23 protein-coding genes are annotated in these 18,163 nt (G+C 39.0%); 20 read left to right on the forward strand and 3 right to left on the reverse strand.

Translation table 11 applies throughout. From position 1 onward, the window contains the following. Both WD019_RS04725 and WD019_RS04730 read right to left on the reverse strand, forming a co-directional pair. Positions 1 to 754: phosphosulfolactate synthase (locus WD019_RS04725; protein WP_425710804.1), on the reverse strand; the 754-nt coding region annotated here is incomplete at its 3' end. Between the two features lie 67 nt (positions 755 to 821). Beyond that, positions 822 to 1,118, reverse strand: a complete 297-nt coding sequence (locus WD019_RS04730) for a hypothetical protein (protein ID WP_425710805.1) — start codon at positions 1,116 to 1,118, stop codon at positions 822 to 824. A 242-nt stretch (positions 1,119 to 1,360) separates the two neighbouring features. Here WD019_RS04730 and WD019_RS04735 point away from each other — a divergent pair, with 242 nt between their 5' ends. The 7 genes from WD019_RS04735 (at position 1,361) to WD019_RS04765 (ending at position 4,730) form a co-directional block, all read left to right on the forward strand. Continuing rightward, entirely contained in the window at positions 1,361 to 1,807 is a 447-nt protein-coding gene (locus WD019_RS04735) for a DUF2243 domain-containing protein (RefSeq protein WP_425710806.1), read from the forward strand. 525 nt (positions 1,808 to 2,332) lie between these two features. Further along, positions 2,333 to 2,518 carry a type Z 30S ribosomal protein S14 gene (locus WD019_RS04740; protein WP_425710807.1) on the forward strand — a complete coding sequence of 62 codons (186 nt, stop codon included), beginning with the start codon at positions 2,333 to 2,335 and terminating at the stop codon, positions 2,516 to 2,518. Between the two features lie 839 nt (positions 2,519 to 3,357). Next, positions 3,358 to 3,519 carry a hypothetical protein gene (locus WD019_RS04745; protein WP_425710808.1) on the forward strand — a complete coding sequence of 54 codons (162 nt, stop codon included), beginning with the start codon at positions 3,358 to 3,360 and terminating at the stop codon, positions 3,517 to 3,519. An 18-nt stretch (positions 3,520 to 3,537) separates the two neighbouring features. Beyond that, on the forward strand, positions 3,538 to 3,681 hold the full coding sequence (locus WD019_RS04750) for a hypothetical protein (RefSeq protein ID WP_425710809.1): 144 nt from the start codon (positions 3,538 to 3,540) through the stop codon (positions 3,679 to 3,681). A gap of 27 nt (positions 3,682 to 3,708) precedes the next feature. Next, positions 3,709 to 3,855: a hypothetical protein gene (locus WD019_RS04755; RefSeq protein ID WP_425710810.1), complete on the forward strand. Its 147-nt coding sequence runs from the start codon at positions 3,709 to 3,711 to the stop codon at positions 3,853 to 3,855. A 68-nt stretch (positions 3,856 to 3,923) separates the two neighbouring features. Further along, positions 3,924 to 4,097: a hypothetical protein gene (locus WD019_RS04760; RefSeq protein ID WP_425710811.1), complete on the forward strand. Its 174-nt coding sequence runs from the start codon at positions 3,924 to 3,926 to the stop codon at positions 4,095 to 4,097. An 84-nt stretch (positions 4,098 to 4,181) separates the two neighbouring features. Further along, complete coding sequence (locus WD019_RS04765; protein WP_026676905.1) at positions 4,182 to 4,730, forward strand: hypothetical protein; 549 nt, start codon at positions 4,182 to 4,184, stop codon at positions 4,728 to 4,730. Between the two features lie 105 nt (positions 4,731 to 4,835). Here WD019_RS04765 and WD019_RS04770 read toward each other — a convergent pair whose 3' ends face one another. Then, positions 4,836 to 5,576 carry a phosphoadenylyl-sulfate reductase gene (locus WD019_RS04770; RefSeq protein WP_425710812.1) on the reverse strand — a complete coding sequence of 247 codons (741 nt, stop codon included), beginning with the start codon at positions 5,574 to 5,576 and terminating at the stop codon, positions 4,836 to 4,838. A gap of 128 nt (positions 5,577 to 5,704) precedes the next feature. On the opposite strand from WD019_RS04770, the gene WD019_RS04775 reads away from it, so the two are divergent. The 13 genes from WD019_RS04775 to WD019_RS04835 all read left to right on the forward strand — a co-directional run bounded on the left by WD019_RS04775 (position 5,705) and on the right by WD019_RS04835 (position 18,067). Beyond that, a complete protein-coding gene (locus WD019_RS04775; protein WP_425710813.1) occupies positions 5,705 to 6,454 on the forward strand; it encodes a segregation/condensation protein A in 750 nt (249 codons plus the stop codon). Between the two features lie 2 nt (positions 6,455 to 6,456). After that, positions 6,457 to 7,041: an SMC-Scp complex subunit ScpB gene (gene scpB, locus WD019_RS04780; protein WP_425710814.1), complete on the forward strand. Its 585-nt coding sequence runs from the start codon at positions 6,457 to 6,459 to the stop codon at positions 7,039 to 7,041. A gap of 102 nt (positions 7,042 to 7,143) precedes the next feature. Further along, complete coding sequence (locus WD019_RS04785) at positions 7,144 to 8,232, forward strand: type III polyketide synthase (RefSeq protein ID WP_425710815.1); 1,089 nt, start codon at positions 7,144 to 7,146, stop codon at positions 8,230 to 8,232. Between the two features lie 13 nt (positions 8,233 to 8,245). Next, positions 8,246 to 8,800: an isoprenylcysteine carboxyl methyltransferase family protein gene (locus WD019_RS04790; protein WP_425710816.1), complete on the forward strand. Its 555-nt coding sequence runs from the start codon at positions 8,246 to 8,248 to the stop codon at positions 8,798 to 8,800. Positions 8,801 to 8,874: 74 nt separating this feature from the next. Beyond that, on the forward strand, positions 8,875 to 10,032 hold the full coding sequence (locus WD019_RS04795; RefSeq protein ID WP_425710817.1) for a D-alanyl-D-alanine carboxypeptidase family protein: 1,158 nt from the start codon (positions 8,875 to 8,877) through the stop codon (positions 10,030 to 10,032). A 5-nt stretch (positions 10,033 to 10,037) separates the two neighbouring features. After that, positions 10,038 to 10,628, forward strand: a complete 591-nt coding sequence (locus tag WD019_RS04800; protein WP_425710818.1) for a nucleoside recognition domain-containing protein — start codon at positions 10,038 to 10,040, stop codon at positions 10,626 to 10,628. Between the two features lie 3 nt (positions 10,629 to 10,631). Next, positions 10,632 to 11,162, forward strand: a complete 531-nt coding sequence (locus WD019_RS04805) for a spore maturation protein (RefSeq protein ID WP_425710819.1) — start codon at positions 10,632 to 10,634, stop codon at positions 11,160 to 11,162. 132 nt (positions 11,163 to 11,294) lie between these two features. Further along, on the forward strand, positions 11,295 to 12,047 hold the full coding sequence (locus WD019_RS04810) for a pseudouridine synthase (protein WP_026676914.1): 753 nt from the start codon (positions 11,295 to 11,297) through the stop codon (positions 12,045 to 12,047). A 46-nt stretch (positions 12,048 to 12,093) separates the two neighbouring features. Then, on the forward strand, positions 12,094 to 12,615 hold the full coding sequence (gene resA / locus WD019_RS04815) for a thiol-disulfide oxidoreductase ResA (RefSeq protein ID WP_026676915.1): 522 nt from the start codon (positions 12,094 to 12,096) through the stop codon (positions 12,613 to 12,615). A 12-nt stretch (positions 12,616 to 12,627) separates the two neighbouring features. Next, positions 12,628 to 14,238, forward strand: a complete 1,611-nt coding sequence (resB, locus tag WD019_RS04820) for a cytochrome c biogenesis protein ResB (protein ID WP_026676916.1) — start codon at positions 12,628 to 12,630, stop codon at positions 14,236 to 14,238. Between the two features lie 17 nt (positions 14,239 to 14,255). Continuing rightward, positions 14,256 to 15,461 (forward strand): c-type cytochrome biogenesis protein CcsB, encoded by a 1,206-nt coding sequence (gene ccsB / locus WD019_RS04825; protein ID WP_026676917.1) that lies wholly within the window; start codon positions 14,256 to 14,258, stop codon positions 15,459 to 15,461. A 96-nt stretch (positions 15,462 to 15,557) separates the two neighbouring features. Then, complete coding sequence (locus tag WD019_RS04830; protein ID WP_026676918.1) at positions 15,558 to 16,274, forward strand: response regulator transcription factor; 717 nt, start codon at positions 15,558 to 15,560, stop codon at positions 16,272 to 16,274. Next, positions 16,271 to 18,067: an ATP-binding protein gene (locus WD019_RS04835; RefSeq protein WP_026676919.1), complete on the forward strand. Its 1,797-nt coding sequence runs from the start codon at positions 16,271 to 16,273 to the stop codon at positions 18,065 to 18,067. Before WD019_RS04830 ends, WD019_RS04835 begins: the two co-directional genes overlap by 4 nt. The last annotated feature ends 96 nt before the right edge of the window (positions 18,068 to 18,163 follow it).

Below are 18,163 nucleotides of genomic sequence, written 5' to 3' on the forward strand. Positions count from 1 at the left end.
AATTAATGGCATCGTCCATTTGAATGTTTCCGATATTGACATTCCTTCCCCAAAATCGGATTAAACCGATTTGTTGATTTTTTTGCGGAGCTTCCCAAATTAAATGTTTTCTTATTTTGGAAGGAATGTTTTTTTCAACGGCCGATAGGAACTCTATGCCGATGTCTCCTTTTTTATCATATATGCCAATATTTTCACCGGATTCTCTTCCTTCTACAATAACGAAACAAGCTCCGCATTCAAGATCAGAATAAAGGGTTGTTTTTAGATCTTCGATGTCGAGGCAACTCCCATCTGCTTTCTTGCCACATTCCGTAATGACATTAAAGCCAAGCTTTGCAGCTTTTCTAATGATTTTGCATCGTTCAGAAAAAGGCAAATCAATCGTGCCGTCGGAAATCTCGATATATTCAAATCCGATATGTTTTAAGTGATGCAAATGCTCCAATAATACATCCTGCTGGTAGGCGAGTTCAAAAAGCGTGCCACCGGGGTATAAAATGACATCATGCTTTTTGGCGAGCAGCAATTTTTTTTGAAGCAATTCAGGTGGATAGAGCGCCATTGTACCAAAACCGAGTTTAATAAAATCAACATAAGAGCCGGCAAGTTGCAGAAGTTCTTCGAAAGCGACAAGACCAATGCCTTTGTCAATTAACATTGTTAAGCCAACATCGTTTAATTTGCCTGTTCTTTCTCCCGTTGGATCAATAAGCCGGGGATGGCAATTGCATGGTGGATGGGTCACAGCCATAATCCTCCTTATGGGTAAGTATCTCTGAAACCATCCTATGCATGAAAATCAATCTGGGTTCATGACCTCATTGGCTCTTTTCTTTTTCTTTATCCAGTTCAATCGGATTTCCGCCAGAATGAAGATAGATATTCGGTTCTTTATCGCTATTACCAAGAATGGCTATTTTAAGCCCATCTATATAGTGGGAGACAATATCGATGAAGTTTTGCTTTTCTCCTTCGTCATTTAATTGGCCGAAAATATATAGTTCTTGATTCTCTTTGTATAAAAAAGAAATAAAACCTACTGCGTTATTTTGTAAATCGACAACATTAATAATTTCTCCCTCATGATTCCGAAATTCCGGTTTAAAGAATAACAACTAAAAATCTCCTTTCAATCTTATTCACATGGTATTCAGTATTTTCTTTTTCTGGGAACAGATGAATATACTATTAGTATCTTAAATCGGAGGGAATATTATGAAAAAAGTTGTACGCTTAAACGATTTTTCGGATGATCATTTTAAACCATCATAGAAATGCAGCACTTTGACAGTTTTTGCAATGTTGGACATGGCAATAATAGGATTAAAATTATATTGGAGGTTTAAAAAAGATTTTAATGTATAAAAAAATAATGAAAAACTATACGTTTTTAGGTTCTTTCTTATTTGGGGTTGGCATTATTGGAATGTTAGACGGCATCATTTTTCACCAACTACTTCAATGGCACAGTACGTATATCCGTACCAATCGTTTCAATCAAATTATTAGTGATGGCATTTTTCACCTTAGTGTAACCGTTGTAATTTTTGTTGCTGCCATTTTGCTTTGGAAAAGTGATCCTAATGTGAAAAAAGAGAAATTTTGGGGAGGGTTCTTTTTAGGAGCGGGGTGGTTTAATTTTTTGGAAGGGATCATTAACCATCATTTCTTAAAGATTCATCACGTTAAACCTGGCACCTATCAATTGATGTATGATCTGGCTTACGATACAGTTGGTATCGTTCTGATAATCATTGGCTGGTTTATGTATAAAAAGGGTAAATACCACAGAAACTGGAAATAATCTTCTAATGGATGGATTTTCCAAAATTAAATAAGGAATGCATAGAGTAGAAGGGGAGCTTTTTATGTCGTAATAGATAATGCCCACTTTAAATTAAACCTGTCATTTGATTTGAAAATAAATCCGATCCGAATGATTGTTTTAAGTTGAACATTATCTTTGCAACATTTGATGAAGCTGAACATTACGCGTTATGGCTTCAGAAATCTAGCCACAAATTTAACTTATATTAATATGTGGTGAACAATTTATTTTGCAAATTATAAATATTGATAAGCCGATTTCCGGATGACCTAAGAAGAAGAGATAGTCAATTACAACCATCCTCTTTACCATTTTATATCCCAAAATTTCTTACACAAGGGATTTTTGTTTAATTCAGTAGTCTAGAGTGTTTTTTAACCCTATTATACATTAGTTAACATCATCACTGGAAATATCAACCGGTGGATTTCAAGGGAATTTGGATGTAAAATAATATATTCGCTACTAAGCGGTAAAATTAAATGGAAAGGATGAAAAGAGTTGGCCAAACAATCATTAATCGAAAAAAACCGAAAAGAAAAGAAGTTTAACGTCCAAAACTACACTCGCTGTTCTCGGTGTGGCCGTCCTAGATCGGTTCTTTCCAAATTCAACATTTGCAGAATTTGTTTTAGAGAACTAGCTTATAAAGGCCATTTACCGGGTGTGAAAAAAGCAAGTTGGTAATTCTTTAATATATTTAAAACGTCGGCTTTGACCGGCGTTTTTTTCTTTTCATAATAAGTTTTAGGATGCCGATTATGGAGCGCTGTTGTGTTTGCATATTGACCCAAATAAAAGGAAACGTTACACTTTGTAAATTCTTAATTATCAAAACAGCGAGCGAAATGGAGGTTTAAAATTGACAAATAAAACGATTTACATTAAAGAAGCAAAAACAGGAGAACAATCGAAACTGTTGAATCTCTTTTAACAAAAGTCGAAGGGATTGAAAGATTGTGGATGTTGATGATGGGGAAATAAAATTAGAATATAACCCAAATTTGATTACATATGAAGAAATAATTAACAGAATTAATCAAAATGGATTTCATGTTCGGGAAGTTATGACGTTAGTAATTTTTATGTTAATTCCTGTTCTTCCGCAAATGAAAACAATTATACATTAACTAGCTTCAAGTTGCGATGATTTTTACCCTTTATTCGTACCGACTGACCGTAGCCTAACAGATACACCAAAAAACCGATTGACTTTCAATATTATTTCTCTATTTTAACTCCAAAATCTGTTCCGATGGGGATTTAATCAAATGGATCCTGTTCTTTTAGAAAATTCATATCGTAGCATTCCCCTTTTGTAATTCCGGAAATAAACCATTAATTTAATGAATGTCTGCTAAATATCGTTGATTTTTCCTATTTTTGCAGTTTATTTTTATTCCTTCCTAATTTGATCTCTGTTAGCGTAGCAAAAAGCAACTATTTTTATCATTAACAAAATTACTGTAAGGAATAAAAGAAATTAGTTCGGAAATTATAAACGTACGGAAAAGGAGGAGGTACGCATGCCGGAAAGGAATACGGAGCAATATTTAATGGAAAATCTTGGTCCTAAAAAGAACCCCGCGGAAGTAAACAAAAATAGCAGAGCAGACTTACCAGGGGAGTTGTTGGCAAGAGAAAGAAATTTAAATATGAAAAACAATAACCACAATAACAACAAATAAGGAGAAGGAATTTATACAATGGAAAAAAACTGTTTTTATTGTGATTATGAAATAGAGGAAGGGAAACAACACTTTGTTGCCTTTTTTAAAAATAGAATGGAACAAGAAAAGCCTCTTTGTGATGTTTGTTATGCAGAGTGGCTTGAAGGATTGAAGGAATAAATAATGGAATGATAGAGGAGGATTTGAATGTCGAGAATAAACGGTTCAGGCAATACCAATAGAAATAATAGTGACGAAAATTCGAAAAATCATGTTGGCCACATCGATGCGTATTCTTTAATGGGAGATAATCCTGATAAAGAGCCTGACAGGAAAGATTCAAAATTACGATAGCCTTTTTACTAATATTACAACGAGTCGAATGATAATATAGAACTTCCTAATTCAAAGGGGGATTATAATTGAAGGAAAAAATATTCTATCGAACTAGGGATATTGTTGCTGAAAATGGAGAGTACATTTGCAAAGCAGGCAAAATTCAATCCTATAAGAAGGGAGATACATTTAGCCACTGCCCGGTAACTGGAAAAGAAACAACATGGAAACCATACGTCTACAATAGTCCCCCTTCTTGATGTTTTAAAGGATTAACTTACGGATAAAAAAAGCCTTACTACACATGATACAAGAGAATTTACCTTTAAGGAGGATCAAAAACAATGGATAAACAAACTGAAAAAAAGATTGAAACCGTTGCCAAACAAGCTGTTAACGTTGAGTTAGCTCAGGAAATCGGGCATTTGAAAAATCAAATCCAACAACTGCAACAATCGCTATCCAGCATGCAACAGCAAAAATCTCAACAAATGAGTCCAAGTGCAGGACAGTCCCAGCAGCCAATGGGTCAAAATGCAGGGCAGCCTCAGCAACAAATGAACCAGCTTTTGCAGCAAATCCAACAATTCTCTAGCCAGGCACAACAGCAGCAGCAACAAACCGATCAACAATTGCAACAATGTATCCAGCAGGCGATTCAAGCCTTAAATCAAGGAATGCAATATGTACAATCCAATCAATTGCTCTTTCAAATGAATCAGGCCATTTCTCAGGCGCATCAGCAATTTAATCAATTAAGCGGCCAGCAAGGAATGGGAGCTCAGCAAGGTCAAATGGGAGGCCAGCAAGGAATGGGGGCTCAGCAGGGCCAAATGGGGAACCAACAGGGACAGGCCGCTGGAGGCGGACAACAACAGCAGCTCTTTCAATAACTTAGAAAAACCGAATATAGATAAGGTGAAAAAAGTAATCGATCTTCTTTTATTACTTCACCATCTTTTTCGAAAGTTATAAATAACGAACCCTAAAAGGCGCACTTACATGCAGCTTTTAGGGTTTTTTTGCAAATGCAAACCACACTCCGTCTTTGCAAATCCTGACCAGCGACCTGCACGAAAATCACTATTTGAATCTACAGCAACGGTACAATGTTTACAACCAATGCTCGGATATCCTTGATCGTGCAGCTCATTATACGGTAATTGAAAAAGCGAAATATAATTCCAAACATCTACCCACGTCCAATGGATAAGCGGACATATTTTTATAGAAGAAAATTTATGATCTTTATTGACAAATTGGACGGCCGCGCGTGCTGGAGACTGCTCTCTCCTTAATCCGGAAATCCAGGCGTTAAAGTTGGAGAGGACGTTAGCAAGAGGCTCTAGCTTTCGGAGCTTGCAGCATAAATCAGGATTCGATTTCCATAGGTCTTTTCCATATTGATGATGTTGTGCATCTAGAGAAAGCTGTGGTTCAATTCGTTTGATTTGGAGTGAAGGATACTTTTCTTTCATTTTTTCAATTAATTCGTACGTCTCTTTAAAATGAACATTTGTATCCAAGAATATAATTTTCGCATCGGGACGAATTTTGCTGATCATATCGGTCAGAACGATGCCTTCCGCCCCAAAACTGCACGCATAAATAAGATCATCATTAAACTCTTCATATGCCCATTTCAAAATATCCATTGCATCTTTTTTAGACAAAAGACCGTTCAGCTGTTTTAGTCGTTCATTCGATAGCTGGTGGTACGATAAATTGGATTTACTCATTTCATTCCACCTCTAATCCATTCAATATAATTATAGATATATGCCTATTTTGATAAAAGGGTGCCTGTTTGAATTTATATGTTATAATCTTGTACAGGAAAATAGAATGAAGGAAACCGGGGATAACGATGCCATATAACGTAAAACTGGACGCATTTGAAGGTCCGCTTGATCTTCTCCTCCATTTAATTAACACGTATGAAATTGATATTTATGATATACCGGTTTCGGTCATCTCAGAGCAATATATGAACTATATTCATACAATGAAAGAATTAAAGCTTGATGTTGCGAGTGAATACCTTGTGATGGCCGCGACACTTCTTGCAATAAAAAGCAAAATGCTTTTGCCTAAACAGGAAGCAGATCCAATCGATCAGCAAATGGGCTTTGAGGTGGAAGAAGACCCGAGGGAAGATTTAGTGAACCGTCTTATTGAATATCGGAAATTTAAGCAAGCGGCTTTACATCTTAAAGAAAAGGAAGCTGCACGAAGTTTAGTCTATACGAGAGAACCGGCGGACTTATCCGCTTTTGGAAAAAATGAAGAAACGGTTAATCCTGTTTCAAATGTAACGATTTATGACATGCTGGAAGCTATGCAAAAACTATTCGCAAAAAAAGAGAAAAATTTGCCAAAGAGAACAACGATTGAACGACAAGAAATTCCGATTGAACTTCGTATGAGTCAAATTATCAACGAATTGCGGCTTGAAAATGGGAGAAAACGATTTTCAGAGCTTTTTCATCATCATAATAAAGAACATATGGTTGTTACTTTTTTAGCAATCTTAGAATTAATGAAAACAAAAGAAATAACGTGTAACCAGGATGGGAATTTTAGTGAAATATTTATTAGTGTAACAGGGGAGAAATGAGTTTGAACGATGCAGTTGAGACAAAAGCAATTATAGAAGGGTTACTGTTTGTTTCGGGAGAAGAAGGAATTGATCGGAAGCAAATCGCGGATGTATTGGAAATAGATATACATATCGTTGATGATTTGCTAAGTGAATTAAAAGAAGAGTACGAATCGAAGAAACGAGGCTTTAAGATTATAGAAGTGGCAGGGGTATTTCAATTTGTCACTAAACCAGAGCATGCCCGTTTCTATGAACGGCTCGTTTCAACGCCTCAGCATGCGACATTATCACAGGCTGCACTTGAGACATTGGCGATTATTGCTTATAAACAACCGATTACGAGAACAGAAATTGAAGAAGTCCGCGGGGTGAAAACGGAAAAGCCGCTTTCCACTCTTTCAGCTAAAGGATTAATTAAAGAAGTTGGAAGGGCGGAAGGAACAGGAAGGGCCATATTATACGGAACGACAAAAGCGTTCCTCGATCATTTTGGCTTAAAATCAATTGAAGAACTCCCTCCGCTTCCTGAAAACGTCAACGAACAATCGATTGAAGAAGAAGCCGATTTATTTTTCTCGAAGTTTAAGGAAACAATCGAATGAGAAAGAAAAAAATGGGATTTCCCTTGAAATAAAGGGAAATCCTTTTATTTTTTTGGTTTAGAGGAAAACTATACAAAAGATGAAATATTTGGAGGGTCAGCGATGCCTGTATTTCTCTCTGTTCAAACAGAAAATTTACCCTATTCATTAACGCAAGAAACGGCCTTAAAATTTGCACGGTCACTTTTTCAACATCAGTTTAAAGATATTGAGAGGCTTTTGACCATTTTTCAAAATGGAGAAATTGAATCCCGTTACTTTGCCATGCCGCTGGAGTGGTTTGAGTCCGCACATTCTCTGGAAGAGAAAAACGAGTTATATATAGAGAACGCAACCCAATTTGGCGTCAGGGCAATAGAAAAATGTTTGCTTCGATCAGGACATTTGCAATCCGCGATTTCCCCTGAGGAAATTGATGCGATTTTCTTTATTTCAAGTTCCGGTTTTTCGACTCCGAGTATTGAAGCGCGGATTATGAACAAATTACCCTTTTCCAACCATACGAAGCGAATTCCGATCTGGGGACTTGGATGTGCCGGAGGAGCTTCCGGCTTTTCAAGAGCGTATGAATATTGTTTAGCGTATCCGAAGAGTAATGCCCTCGTCCTTAGTGTTGAGCTTTGCAGCCTGACATTTCAACATGATGATAAATCAAAAAGCAATCTTGTCGGAACATCCCTGTTTGCAGATGGAGTCGGATGTGCATTAATCTGTGGGGACGAATCTGATTTAATCAAGCACTCAAAGCTCGGGGCAATTCCTGCAATTTTTGATACGATGTCAACCCTTATGCCGAATTCGGAAGATGTGATGGGTTGGAACGTTAAAAATAACGGCTTATATGTAGTCTTTTCACGGGATATTCCTTCGATAATAACGAAGTGGCTGAAACCAAATGTTGATCAATTATTAGAAAAACATCAGTTAGATGAAAAAATGATTGATCATTTTATCGTTCATCCAGGGGGAAAAAAGGTGCTTGATGCATACGTTGGCGCAATTGGAATCAATGAGGAAAAACTGTCCATTTCGAAGGAAGTATTAAAACACCATGGAAATATGTCGTCAGCCACAATCTTTTATTGTCTTGAACGATTTATGGACAAAGTATGCGAAAAAGGTCAAATGGGCTTGATTGGGGCATTAGGACCCGGGTTTTCTTCTGAATTGTTACTTGTCAGGTGGGTATAGGAGGGAATATTCAATGTGGTTTAATCTTTTTTTCCTATTCGTCATCATCCAACGTGTTGCCGAGCTATTCCTTGCAAGACGCAATGAAATGAAAATGCGAGCAAAAGGGGCAATCGAAGTAGGGCGAGCCCACTATAAATGGATCGTTATGTTGCATATCGCTTTTTTCCTATCGTTATGGTTTGAGGTCACCGTTTTTCACCGAACGCCGCCGGGATGGTGGCCGATTCCGTTCACTTTATACATAATAGCACAAATGTTGAGAGTCTGGACCATTTCATCTCTCGGTCCTTATTGGAATACAAAGATTATTATTCTGCCGGGAGCATCCGTTATCGCAAAGGGGCCATATCTCTATTTACGCCATCCGAATTACCTCGTGGTGTGTATCGAAATTATTGTCATTCCGCTGCTCTTTCAAGCTTATTTCACCGCTATTTTATTTACGGTGTTGAACGCCTATCTCTTAACCATCCGCATTCCAGAAGAAGAAAGAGCGCTTGAAGGAGCGACAAATTATAAATATCAATTTTCGAAAAAAAGAAGATTTCTTCCAGGAAGCGAATAGGAGATAGAATTCGTTATCATAACGATCCTTATTTTGCATAAACTTGTACAAAACGCTTAAGGACGGGATACAATATGTTCTTTCAATCGAAAAAGGTGAAAATGTCGATTGTAATTCTTCTTTTCATGCTGCTAGTGCCCGCAAAGACAAAAGCGGTTGGTCCTGGTGTATCTGCACGGGCTGCCGTATTAATGGAACAAGAATCAGGAAGAGTGCTTTTCGGAAAAGAAGAACACCGTCCAATGCGGATTGCGAGTATAACAAAGATTATGACAGCAATCATCGCAATTGAATCCGGTAAAATGTCGGACAAGGTAAAAATAAGCGAGAAAGCAACAAGAACGGAAGGTTCCTCACTTTATTTAACGCCAGGGGAACGTGTACCACTGAGGGACTTAGTTTATGGCCTTATGCTGCGTTCGGGAAATGATGCGGCCGTGGCGATTGCTGAACATGTCGGGGGAAGCGTCGAAGGATTTGAACTTTTGATGAATCAAAAGGCGCGGGAGATCGGAATGGAAGATACGAATTTCCGCAATCCGCACGGGTTGGATGATCATGAAGATCATTATTCAAGCGCTTATGATATGGCTCTTCTGACAAGATATGCAATGAATAATAAGGAGTTTAGAAAAATATCGTCAACGAAAGTGTATCGGTCACATCAAGAAGGAGAAAAATGGGACAGAATTTGGAAAAACAAAAATAAAATGTTAAAGTTGTACCGCTATTCAACAGGAGGCAAAACAGGATTTACGAAACGGGCGAAACGAACACTCGTTTCCACAGCAAAAAAAGACGGGATGGGGTTAATCGCAGTGACCCTTGATGACCCAAATGATTGGGAAGATCATGAAAATTTATTTAATTGGGGCTTTCAAACATATGACCTTACAACAATTGTAAAAAAAGGAGTCATCGACGGCATTCGATTAAAACAATATGAAAATAAAATTGAAGCGAACCGAACCTTTCAATATCCACTGATGAAGGATGAACGGAAACTTGTGAAAACCGCTATCACATTGTACCGTCCTCCTAAAGATGGAAAGTGGCAGGGAGGCATACCTAAACCGATTGGGAGAATGCAAATTACCCTTAATTCCGACGAAATAGGAAATTTGCCGTTATACTATGAAGGAAAAGGCCAGGTGAAAGAAGAGAAAAAGGGGCTTTGGAACACGATTAAACATTTTTTAAATCAATTATTTGTTATTCGAGTAGGGGATTAAAGAAAATGGTGAATTACATATGGGTTGCCATGATGGTCATTGGCTTTATAGTAGCGATGTTTAACGGGACGATGGATAAAGTAAATGAAGCCGTCTTCAAAGGGGCCGAAGAAGCGGTTACGATTAGTTTTGCGATGATCAGTATTTTAGTATTCTGGCTCGGATTGATGAAAATTGCGGAAAAAGGCGGACTACTCGTTGTTCTTGCTAATTTGTTCCGGCCGATTGTAAAGCGTATTTTTCCGGACGTTCCTCCGGAACACCCGGCATTAGGCTATATTTTATCAAATATGGTCGCCAATCTTTTTGGGCTTGGAAATGCAGCAACGCCGATGGGAATAAAAGCGATGGAACAGTTAAAAAAAATAAACGGTGATAAAAATGAAGCAAGCCGTTCGATGATCACGCTGCTGGCAATCAATACGTCGAGCATCACACTTATCCCTACAACTATTATTGCCATTCGGATGAAGTTTGGTTCAGAGAGCCCGACAGACATTGTTGGGCCAACGTTAATTGCGACAGCTTTCTCAACAGTGGGGGCACTCTTGATTGACCGGTTTTTTTATTATCGTTCGAAAAAGAGGAGGGAATAGAACATGAGTTTAATCAATTCATTTTCGATATGGTTTGTTCCTTTTCTAATCGGATTTATTCTTCTCTATGGAACGATAAAAAAAGTACCGACATATGAGGCTTTTGTTGAAGGTGGAAAAGAAGGGTTTTCCATGGCCATTTCTATCATTCCATTTCTCGTTGGCATGCTTGTCTCCATTTCCGTTTTCCGGGCGTCGGGGGCACTCGATTTAATGTTAAACTTTTGCAAGCCGTTATTTGATCGGCTGCACATTCCAGGTGAAGTTGTTCCTCTCGCCTTAATGCGGACCATTTCAGGGAGCGGGGCACTTGGAATGACTTCCGATTTAATTGCAACATACGGGCCGGATTCGTTTATCGGAAGGCTTGCTTCTACGATTCAAGGAAGTACAGATACGACGTTTTATGTCTTAACGGTTTACTTTGGCGCGGTTGGGATCCGCAAGATGGGATATGCGGTTAAAGTAGGGCTTCTCGCTGATTTAATTGGATTCATTTCCTCGTGTATCGTTGTTTCACTCCTATTTTCATAAGTTCAAAACGTTACCAATTTCGCAGGTAACGTTTTTTTGTTTGCAAATACGTTAACAATGGATAATAGAAATGAAAACTTGAATTCTTGAGAATTGAAGATAGAGAAGGTATCATGTAAAAGAGGTGAAAGCATGGAACGTTTACAAAAAGTAATTGCACAAAGTGGAGTGACTTCCAGAAGGAAAGCTGAAAACTTAATATTGGAAGGTAAAGTGAAAGTCAATGGGAAGGTCGTCAAAGAACTCGGGACAAAAGTCTCCGGAAAAGATCGTATCGAGGTGAATGGGATCCAAATTGAGCGAGAGGAGCCCGTTTATTTTTTGTTGTACAAGCCCCAGGGTGTTATTACAGCAGTTTCTGATGATAAAGGAAGGCCGGTCGTGACGGATTTTTTCAAAGACATCGTCAATCAGCGCATCTTTCCGGTCGGGCGGCTCGATTATGATACATCGGGTGTACTCATTATGACGAATGATGGTGAATTCGCTAATCTTCTCATGCACCCGAAATATAAAGTGGACAAAACATACATAGCGAAAGTAGAAGGAATTCCTTTGAAGGAAACATTAAAAAAATTGGAAAAAGGAGTCGTTTTAGATGATGGAAAAACGGCACCGGCAAAAGCAAAACTGCGTTCAGCAGATCGAAAAAAACAGACGGCTATCATTGAACTTGTCATTCACGAAGGAAAAAACAGGCAGGTTCGCCGAATGCTTGAGCATGTCGGCCACCCTGTAATCAAATTAAAACGCGAACGGTACGCCTTTTTGGACGTTAAAGGATTAAACCCCGGTGAGTTTCGTGTACTGACGGCGCATGAAGTAAAACAACTTCGAAATCAAGCTGTCACACAACCGTCAAAAAAAGATGTTTCGAAGAGATAATTTAACGTTATAGTAAAATTGGAACAATAGGGACAGGGTGATTGACATGAATAAAAAAACGCGGTTGCTATTTCGCTCACTCATTCTTTTAATAATCGTTTGTGCAGTCAGTTATACAATTTATAAAAGTTTGACGAAAGATGATGTTGCTACTGTCGGGGATCAGGCACCGAATTTCGTATTGACCGATTTAAATGGGCACAAGGTAAAACTTTCAGATTTTAAAGGGAAGGGCGTTTTTTTAAATTTCTGGGGGACATGGTGTGAACCATGCAAACAAGAAATGCCGGATATGGAGAAGCTATATTCTGAATATAAGAAAAAAGGTGTCGAAATATTGGCCGTTAATGTCGGGGAATCGAACGTTGCGGTGAAAGATTTTAAGTCAGAATATAAGTTAACTTTTCCGATAGTGAATGATAAAACAGGGGATGTTGTGGAAGCTTACGGTATTGATCCTCTTCCGACAACTGTTTTAGTAGATAAAAACGGTAAAATTATTAAAAAGACAAGTGCGTCTCTGCCGTATGATACGATCAAGCAATTTATGGAAATGATAAAACCGTAACGGGGTGTTCATATGAAGGCAATCAAGTGTGAATGTGGTCATGAAAATCCGTACGGAACTGAATTTTGTGCCGCATGCGGCAAGCCTTTTAAGGGCGGAGATTCAGACCAGTTGATCAATATGCGCTATGAAGGTAGTGCCATTCGATCGAAAACATACAACAAAACAATCATTGATAAAATATGGAACTTTTTTTCCTCTGTAAAAGTCGGTGTCACAATTATTTTTATCATTCTTGTCGCTGCGGCAATCGGATCGATTTTTCCGCAACAAGAGTACATACCGTCAAACGCGGACCCTGCTACATATTATGAGGACAGATACGGGATATTCGGAAAAATTTATTATTTACTTGGGTTTGAAAACTTATATGGTTCGTGGTGGTTCATCACTTTGTTAGCGGCTCTCGGTTTATCGATCATTGTGGCAAGTATCGACCGTGGTGTGCCTCTTTATAAGTCATTGAAAAATCAGCGAGTGACAAGACATGAAAATTTCCTCAAAGGACAGCGGCTAGTAAGCATCACTCCTGGCAGTATCCCGTTTGAGCATATTAAAGGTGCATTAATAAAAAATCGTTATAAAGTACGAGAAGAAAACGGAAATATACTGGCGGAAAAAGGGCGATTTTCCAGATGGGGGGCCTACGTTAATCATACCGGCCTTATCATTTTTCTTGTCGGTGCGATGCTGCGCTTTTTTCCGGGCATGTACATCGATAAAGTTGTATGGATCAAAGAAGGAGAAACGGCAGCCATCCCCGGAACCAATAACGAATATTATTTGAAAAATAATAATTTTATTCTTCAAACGTATAGCAAAAACGACAAACAGTATAAGGCAGCGCTCCAAAAGGCCGGCGAAGTTCCAAAAAACTACGAGAGCAAAATCACACTCTATCGGGCGAAAAGCAAGCCAGTCATTGGCGAACTGCCGAAGCTCGAAAAAATAAAAGATGGACAAGCGAAGGTCAATCATCCTTTTAAATTCAGTCATTACGGAATCTATCAGTCTTATTACAGGCAAGGCGAATTGGATAAAATGAAATTTAACCTCGTCAATAAAAAAACGGGAAAAGCGTACGGTCCAATGACGGTTGATTTAAATAATCCAAAAACTGAGTATGATTTAGGTCATGGTGTGGAAGTGAAATTATCGAGATATTATCCAAATTTTTATTTTGATGAGAAGGGACTCCCTGCTTCGAGAAACAAGTCGCCGGAAAATCCAGCCTTTGTGTTTGACTTTAAAACACCGGAAACACCTGACGGAGAACGTTCATTGGTCGCTATTCAGCAAACCATTGAAGCGAATAAACAGCAAGCAAACAAATATAAAATGAAGTTTGCCGGTGTAGAAATGAAAGATGTTTCAGGGCTTACTGTGAAAAAAGATTTAACGTTGCCGATCATCATTGTAGGCGCTGCCATCTTTATGCTTGGAGTCGTCCAGGGACTGTATTGGAACCATCGGCGAATTTGGATACGTCAGAAAGACAATGAAACATGGCTGGCGGCTCATACAAATAAAAACTGGTTTGGCTTCAAAAAGGAAATTCAAAAGATTTCTGATGAAACGGGATTAATAATGCCTGTAGATAAGGTTGAACCAAAACGTTCATAAGCCAATAGGAGGGTATTATGGCTGGGATTAGTAGTACATTACTTTACTGTGCATTTATCATTTATTTAATTGCAACCTTTGTTTTTGCGATGTCGATCTCAGACAAAAAAGGGCGTGAAAAAGGAGCGGCGTACATTAAACGATGGGGGAGAATAGGATATACAATAGCCATCATCGGATTTATTTGTCAACTCGGCTATTTTATTACTCGCTGGATTGCGAGCGGACATGCTCCTGTAAGCAATTTGTTTGAATTTACAACATTTTTTGGAATGATGATGGTATTTGCCTTTATCATTATTTATGCAATTTATAAAACAAATGTACTCGGGGTATTTGCAATGGCAATTGCGCTTTTAGTCATTGCCTATGCAAGCATGTTCCCGCGTGACATTTCTCCGCTGATTCCGGCACTGCAAAGTGATTGGCTGAAAATTCATGTGACGACGGCGGCACTTGGTGAAGGGATTTTATCTATCAGTTTTGTTGCAGGACTTATTTACTTAATCTTAACCGTTGACCAAAAAGTTTCAACAGCGAAGACGAAATGGTTGGAATTCATTATGTACTGTCTTCTTTGTATTGTTGGCTTTATTATTGTGACAATCATTTCTCAAAGCATAGGGACGAAAGAAGAATTTTCGTGGAAAGCATGGAAGGACGGACAAAGAGTAGAACAAACAATCACATACGAACTTCCGGTACTGATTGGCCCGCCTGACGGAAAGCTGCTGACAAAAGGCGGCTATGAGCCGTTCGTTCATGCCCCATCCTGGATGAAAGGAGAAGAGGCCCCGAAAAAGCTAAATACATTTATTTGGTCATTGCTCTCGGGGGCAGTGCTTTATGGCCTATTGCGTTTGATTCTTCGGAAGCGCATTGCGGCAGCTATTCAACCGAAGCTGGCGAATATGAATGATGACCTCGTAGATGAAATCAGCTATCGTGCGGTTGCGATTGGGTTCCCTGTTTTTACGCTCGGAGCGTTAATATTTGCAATGATTTGGGCGCAAAAGGCATGGACTCGTTTTTGGGGCTGGGATCCGAAAGAAGTCTGGGCACTTATCACCTTTTTATTCTATGCAGCCTACATTCACTTGCGTTTAAACAAAGGATGGCACGGGGAAAAATCGGCCTGGCTATCCGTAATCGGGTTTCTAATCATTGCCTTTAACTTAATCGCGGTCAATCTCGTTCTTGCCGGACTGCACTCCTATGCGTAAGCTTACAAAACCCTTCACAGAGGTGAAGGGTTTTGTAGTATCTACTAACTTCATGTAAAATAAAATTGGAAAATAGTCAATAATGGGGGAATCGTTGTGGAAAAAGAAGCAAAAATTCTCGTGGTTGATGACGAGGAACGAATTCGCAAGCTATTAAAAATGTATTTAGAGCGGGAACATTATGAGGTCCATGAAGCTGAAAACGGCGAAGATGCTCTGGAACTGGCACTTTCAATCAATTATGACCTTATCTTGCTTGATCTCATGATGCCGGGAATGGACGGAATTGAGGTTTGTGAACAATTACGAAAGAAAAAAGCCACTCCTGTTATTATGTTAACGGCAAAAGGGGAAGAAATGAACCGAATTCAAGGGTTTGAGGCTGGAACGGATGATTATATCGTCAAGCCATTCAGCCCGAGGGAAGTGGTCCTTCGAGTAAAAGCTTTATTGAGGCGGTCTTCCTCTACAAAGTTTTTGCAAACGGAAACAGTGACAAAAAATGTTATTGTATTCCCGCATTTAACGATTGACCATGATGCCCACCGCGTATTGGCCAGTGGAAAAGAAGTGAATCTTACACCGAAGGAATATGAGCTTCTTTACTATTTAGCAAAAACACCTGATAAAGTATATGCCCGTGAACAATTGCTGAAAGACGTTTGGAATTATGAGTTTTTTGGTGATTTACGAACAGTCGATACGCATGTAAAACGGCTCCGTGAAAAATTAAATAAAGTGTCGCCGGAGGCGGCTTCCATGATCGCAACGGTCTGGGGAGTGGGGTATAAGTTTGAGGCGGCAGAAGAATAATGCTTTGGAGAAGTGTAGTAGGGAAATTATGGGCGACCATCATTCTTCTCGTAGCCGTCGTCCTGTTCATGTTATCCATTCTTTTAACGCAGTTTTTCAGCAACTTTTATGAAAAGCAGGCCAGGGATCAATTAACGCATATTACCGAAAAAATTAATGATATGATTAAAAACTATGGCAACCGCGACGAAGCGCTCAGGATCACATGGGAAATAGTTGACGCTTCATCCTTAAATGCGATGGTAGTGATGGATAATGGGAACTTTTATTCACCTCCTTCCAGCAAAAAAAATGAACCTAATTTGCCAAAATCGGTATTTTTAAAAAACAAAACATTGGCTTCCGTTTATAAAAAAGGGAAAAAAGTGATTGAACAGGGTGACTTCCCGGTGATCCAAAATGGGAAGGAAATCCATAACCACGTTTTAATTGTTGGCCTACCTATCAAACAGTCCAATGGGGAAACAGGTGCCGTATATGTCTACCAATCATTGCAAAACATTAAGGAAAGCACAACCCATACAACACTATTTATTTTTCTGGCTGCAGGTATTGCCATTATTTTAACTACGATCTTTGCCTTTTTCCTTTCAACAAGGGTTACAGCCCCTCTCCGTAAAATGAGGGAAGCGGCTTTTCATATTGCAAAAGGTGAATTTGATATGAAAGTTCCGATGCTTACTCATGATGAGATCGGGGAGCTGGCGATGGCGTTTAATCGGATGGGAAGACAGTTGAAAACGTTTATTACCGCACTGAATCAAGAAAAAGAGCAGCTATCTGGAATATTAAGCTCAATGGCTGACGGTGTCATAACAATCGACAGGAAAATGGACATTCTCGTGACGAATCCACCTGCACAACAGTTTTTACAAACGTGGAAATATGAACATGGAGCGGAAATAGAAGGTTCGGACGGTTTACCTGCGGAAATGAATGAGTTATTTGAACGAGTCGTTACCCTTGAAAAAGAGCAGTTTCTCGAAATTGCCATACAGGGAAGGTATTGGGTTGTCGTCATGACACCTCTTTACAATAAGCAATTTGTCCGCGGAGCCGTCGCCGTTTTGCGTGATATGACAAAAGAACGACAAATGGATAAACTAAGAGATGATTTTATCGCCAATGTTTCACACGAATTACGAACACCCATTGCGATGCTCCAGGGTTACAGTGAAGCGATCGTAGATGATATTGCAGAATCAGAGGAGGAAAAAAAGGAGATCGCACAAATCATTTATGATGAATCCCTGAGAATGGGACGTCTTGTGAATGAGCTTCTTGATTTGGCAAGATTAGAATCCGGACAAATGAAATTGCATCTCGATCATGTATCGATCGGGACCTTTATTGAACGTGTCGTCCGCAAATTTTACGGGCTGGCTAAGGACAAGGAAATTGCTTTATCTTATGAGATTAGCGAGTTTGAAGATCAAATTATGATCGATCCGGATCGAATTGAACAAGTTTTGACGAACTTAATCGATAATGCCATTCGGCATACTCCAAACAATGGGTTTGTAAAAGTTTTTGTTCGATCTGAGGAAAACGGCGTTAAAATCGATGTACAAGATAACGGTTCAGGAATCCCGGGTGAAGACCTCCCATTTGTATTTGAACGTTTTTATAAGGCGGATAAGGCGCGAACACGTGGAAAAAAAGGCGGAACCGGTTTAGGCCTGGCGATTGCTAAAAATATCGTTGAAGCACATGGAGGGCAAATTACCGTTCACAGCAAATGGACGGAAGGTACGACATTTTCTTTCTTTTTGCCTCGAAACATAGAAGAATAACTGTTATTTTCCCGTTTTTTCTTGTTCCATACGAAACAAAAGTGAAAGAATCCGGTCATTTTTCATCCATCCTTTTCATACAATAGTAAAGTTATT

This window comes from Fictibacillus sp. Mic-4, assembly GCF_049843615.1.
GTDB lineage: Bacteria > Bacillota > Bacilli > Bacillales > Fictibacillaceae > Fictibacillus_A > Fictibacillus_A gelatini.

Excerpts from the sequence above, each read along its gene's own strand:
- WD019_RS04810 (WP_026676914.1), top strand. The coding sequence starts at position 11,295 with ATGGAACGTTTACAAAAAGTAATTGCACAAAGTGGAGTGACTTCCAGA.
- resB (WP_026676916.1), top strand. The coding sequence starts at position 12,628 with ATGAAGGCAATCAAGTGTGAATGTGGTCATGAAAATCCGTACGGAACT.
- WD019_RS04805 (WP_425710819.1), top strand. The coding sequence starts at position 10,632 with ATGAGTTTAATCAATTCATTTTCGATATGGTTTGTTCCTTTTCTAATC.
- resA (WP_026676915.1), top strand. The coding sequence starts at position 12,094 with ATGAATAAAAAAACGCGGTTGCTATTTCGCTCACTCATTCTTTTAATA.
- ccsB (WP_026676917.1), top strand. The coding sequence starts at position 14,256 with ATGGCTGGGATTAGTAGTACATTACTTTACTGTGCATTTATCATTTAT.
- WD019_RS04795 (WP_425710817.1), top strand. The coding sequence starts at position 8,875 with ATGTTCTTTCAATCGAAAAAGGTGAAAATGTCGATTGTAATTCTTCTT.
- WD019_RS04790 (WP_425710816.1), top strand. The coding sequence starts at position 8,246 with ATGTGGTTTAATCTTTTTTTCCTATTCGTCATCATCCAACGTGTTGCC.
- WD019_RS04770 (WP_425710812.1), bottom strand. The coding sequence starts at position 5,576 with ATGAGTAAATCCAATTTATCGTACCACCAGCTATCGAATGAACGACTA.
- WD019_RS04800 (WP_425710818.1), top strand. The coding sequence starts at position 10,038 with ATGGTGAATTACATATGGGTTGCCATGATGGTCATTGGCTTTATAGTA.
- WD019_RS04735 (WP_425710806.1), top strand. The coding sequence starts at position 1,361 with ATGTATAAAAAAATAATGAAAAACTATACGTTTTTAGGTTCTTTCTTA.
- WD019_RS04755 (WP_425710810.1), top strand. The coding sequence starts at position 3,709 with ATGTCGAGAATAAACGGTTCAGGCAATACCAATAGAAATAATAGTGAC.
- WD019_RS04785 (WP_425710815.1), top strand. The coding sequence starts at position 7,144 with ATGCCTGTATTTCTCTCTGTTCAAACAGAAAATTTACCCTATTCATTA.
- WD019_RS04750 (WP_425710809.1), top strand. The coding sequence starts at position 3,538 with ATGGAAAAAAACTGTTTTTATTGTGATTATGAAATAGAGGAAGGGAAA.
- WD019_RS04775 (WP_425710813.1), top strand. The coding sequence starts at position 5,705 with ATGCCATATAACGTAAAACTGGACGCATTTGAAGGTCCGCTTGATCTT.
- WD019_RS04745 (WP_425710808.1), top strand. The coding sequence starts at position 3,358 with ATGCCGGAAAGGAATACGGAGCAATATTTAATGGAAAATCTTGGTCCT.
- WD019_RS04765 (WP_026676905.1), top strand. The coding sequence starts at position 4,182 with ATGGATAAACAAACTGAAAAAAAGATTGAAACCGTTGCCAAACAAGCT.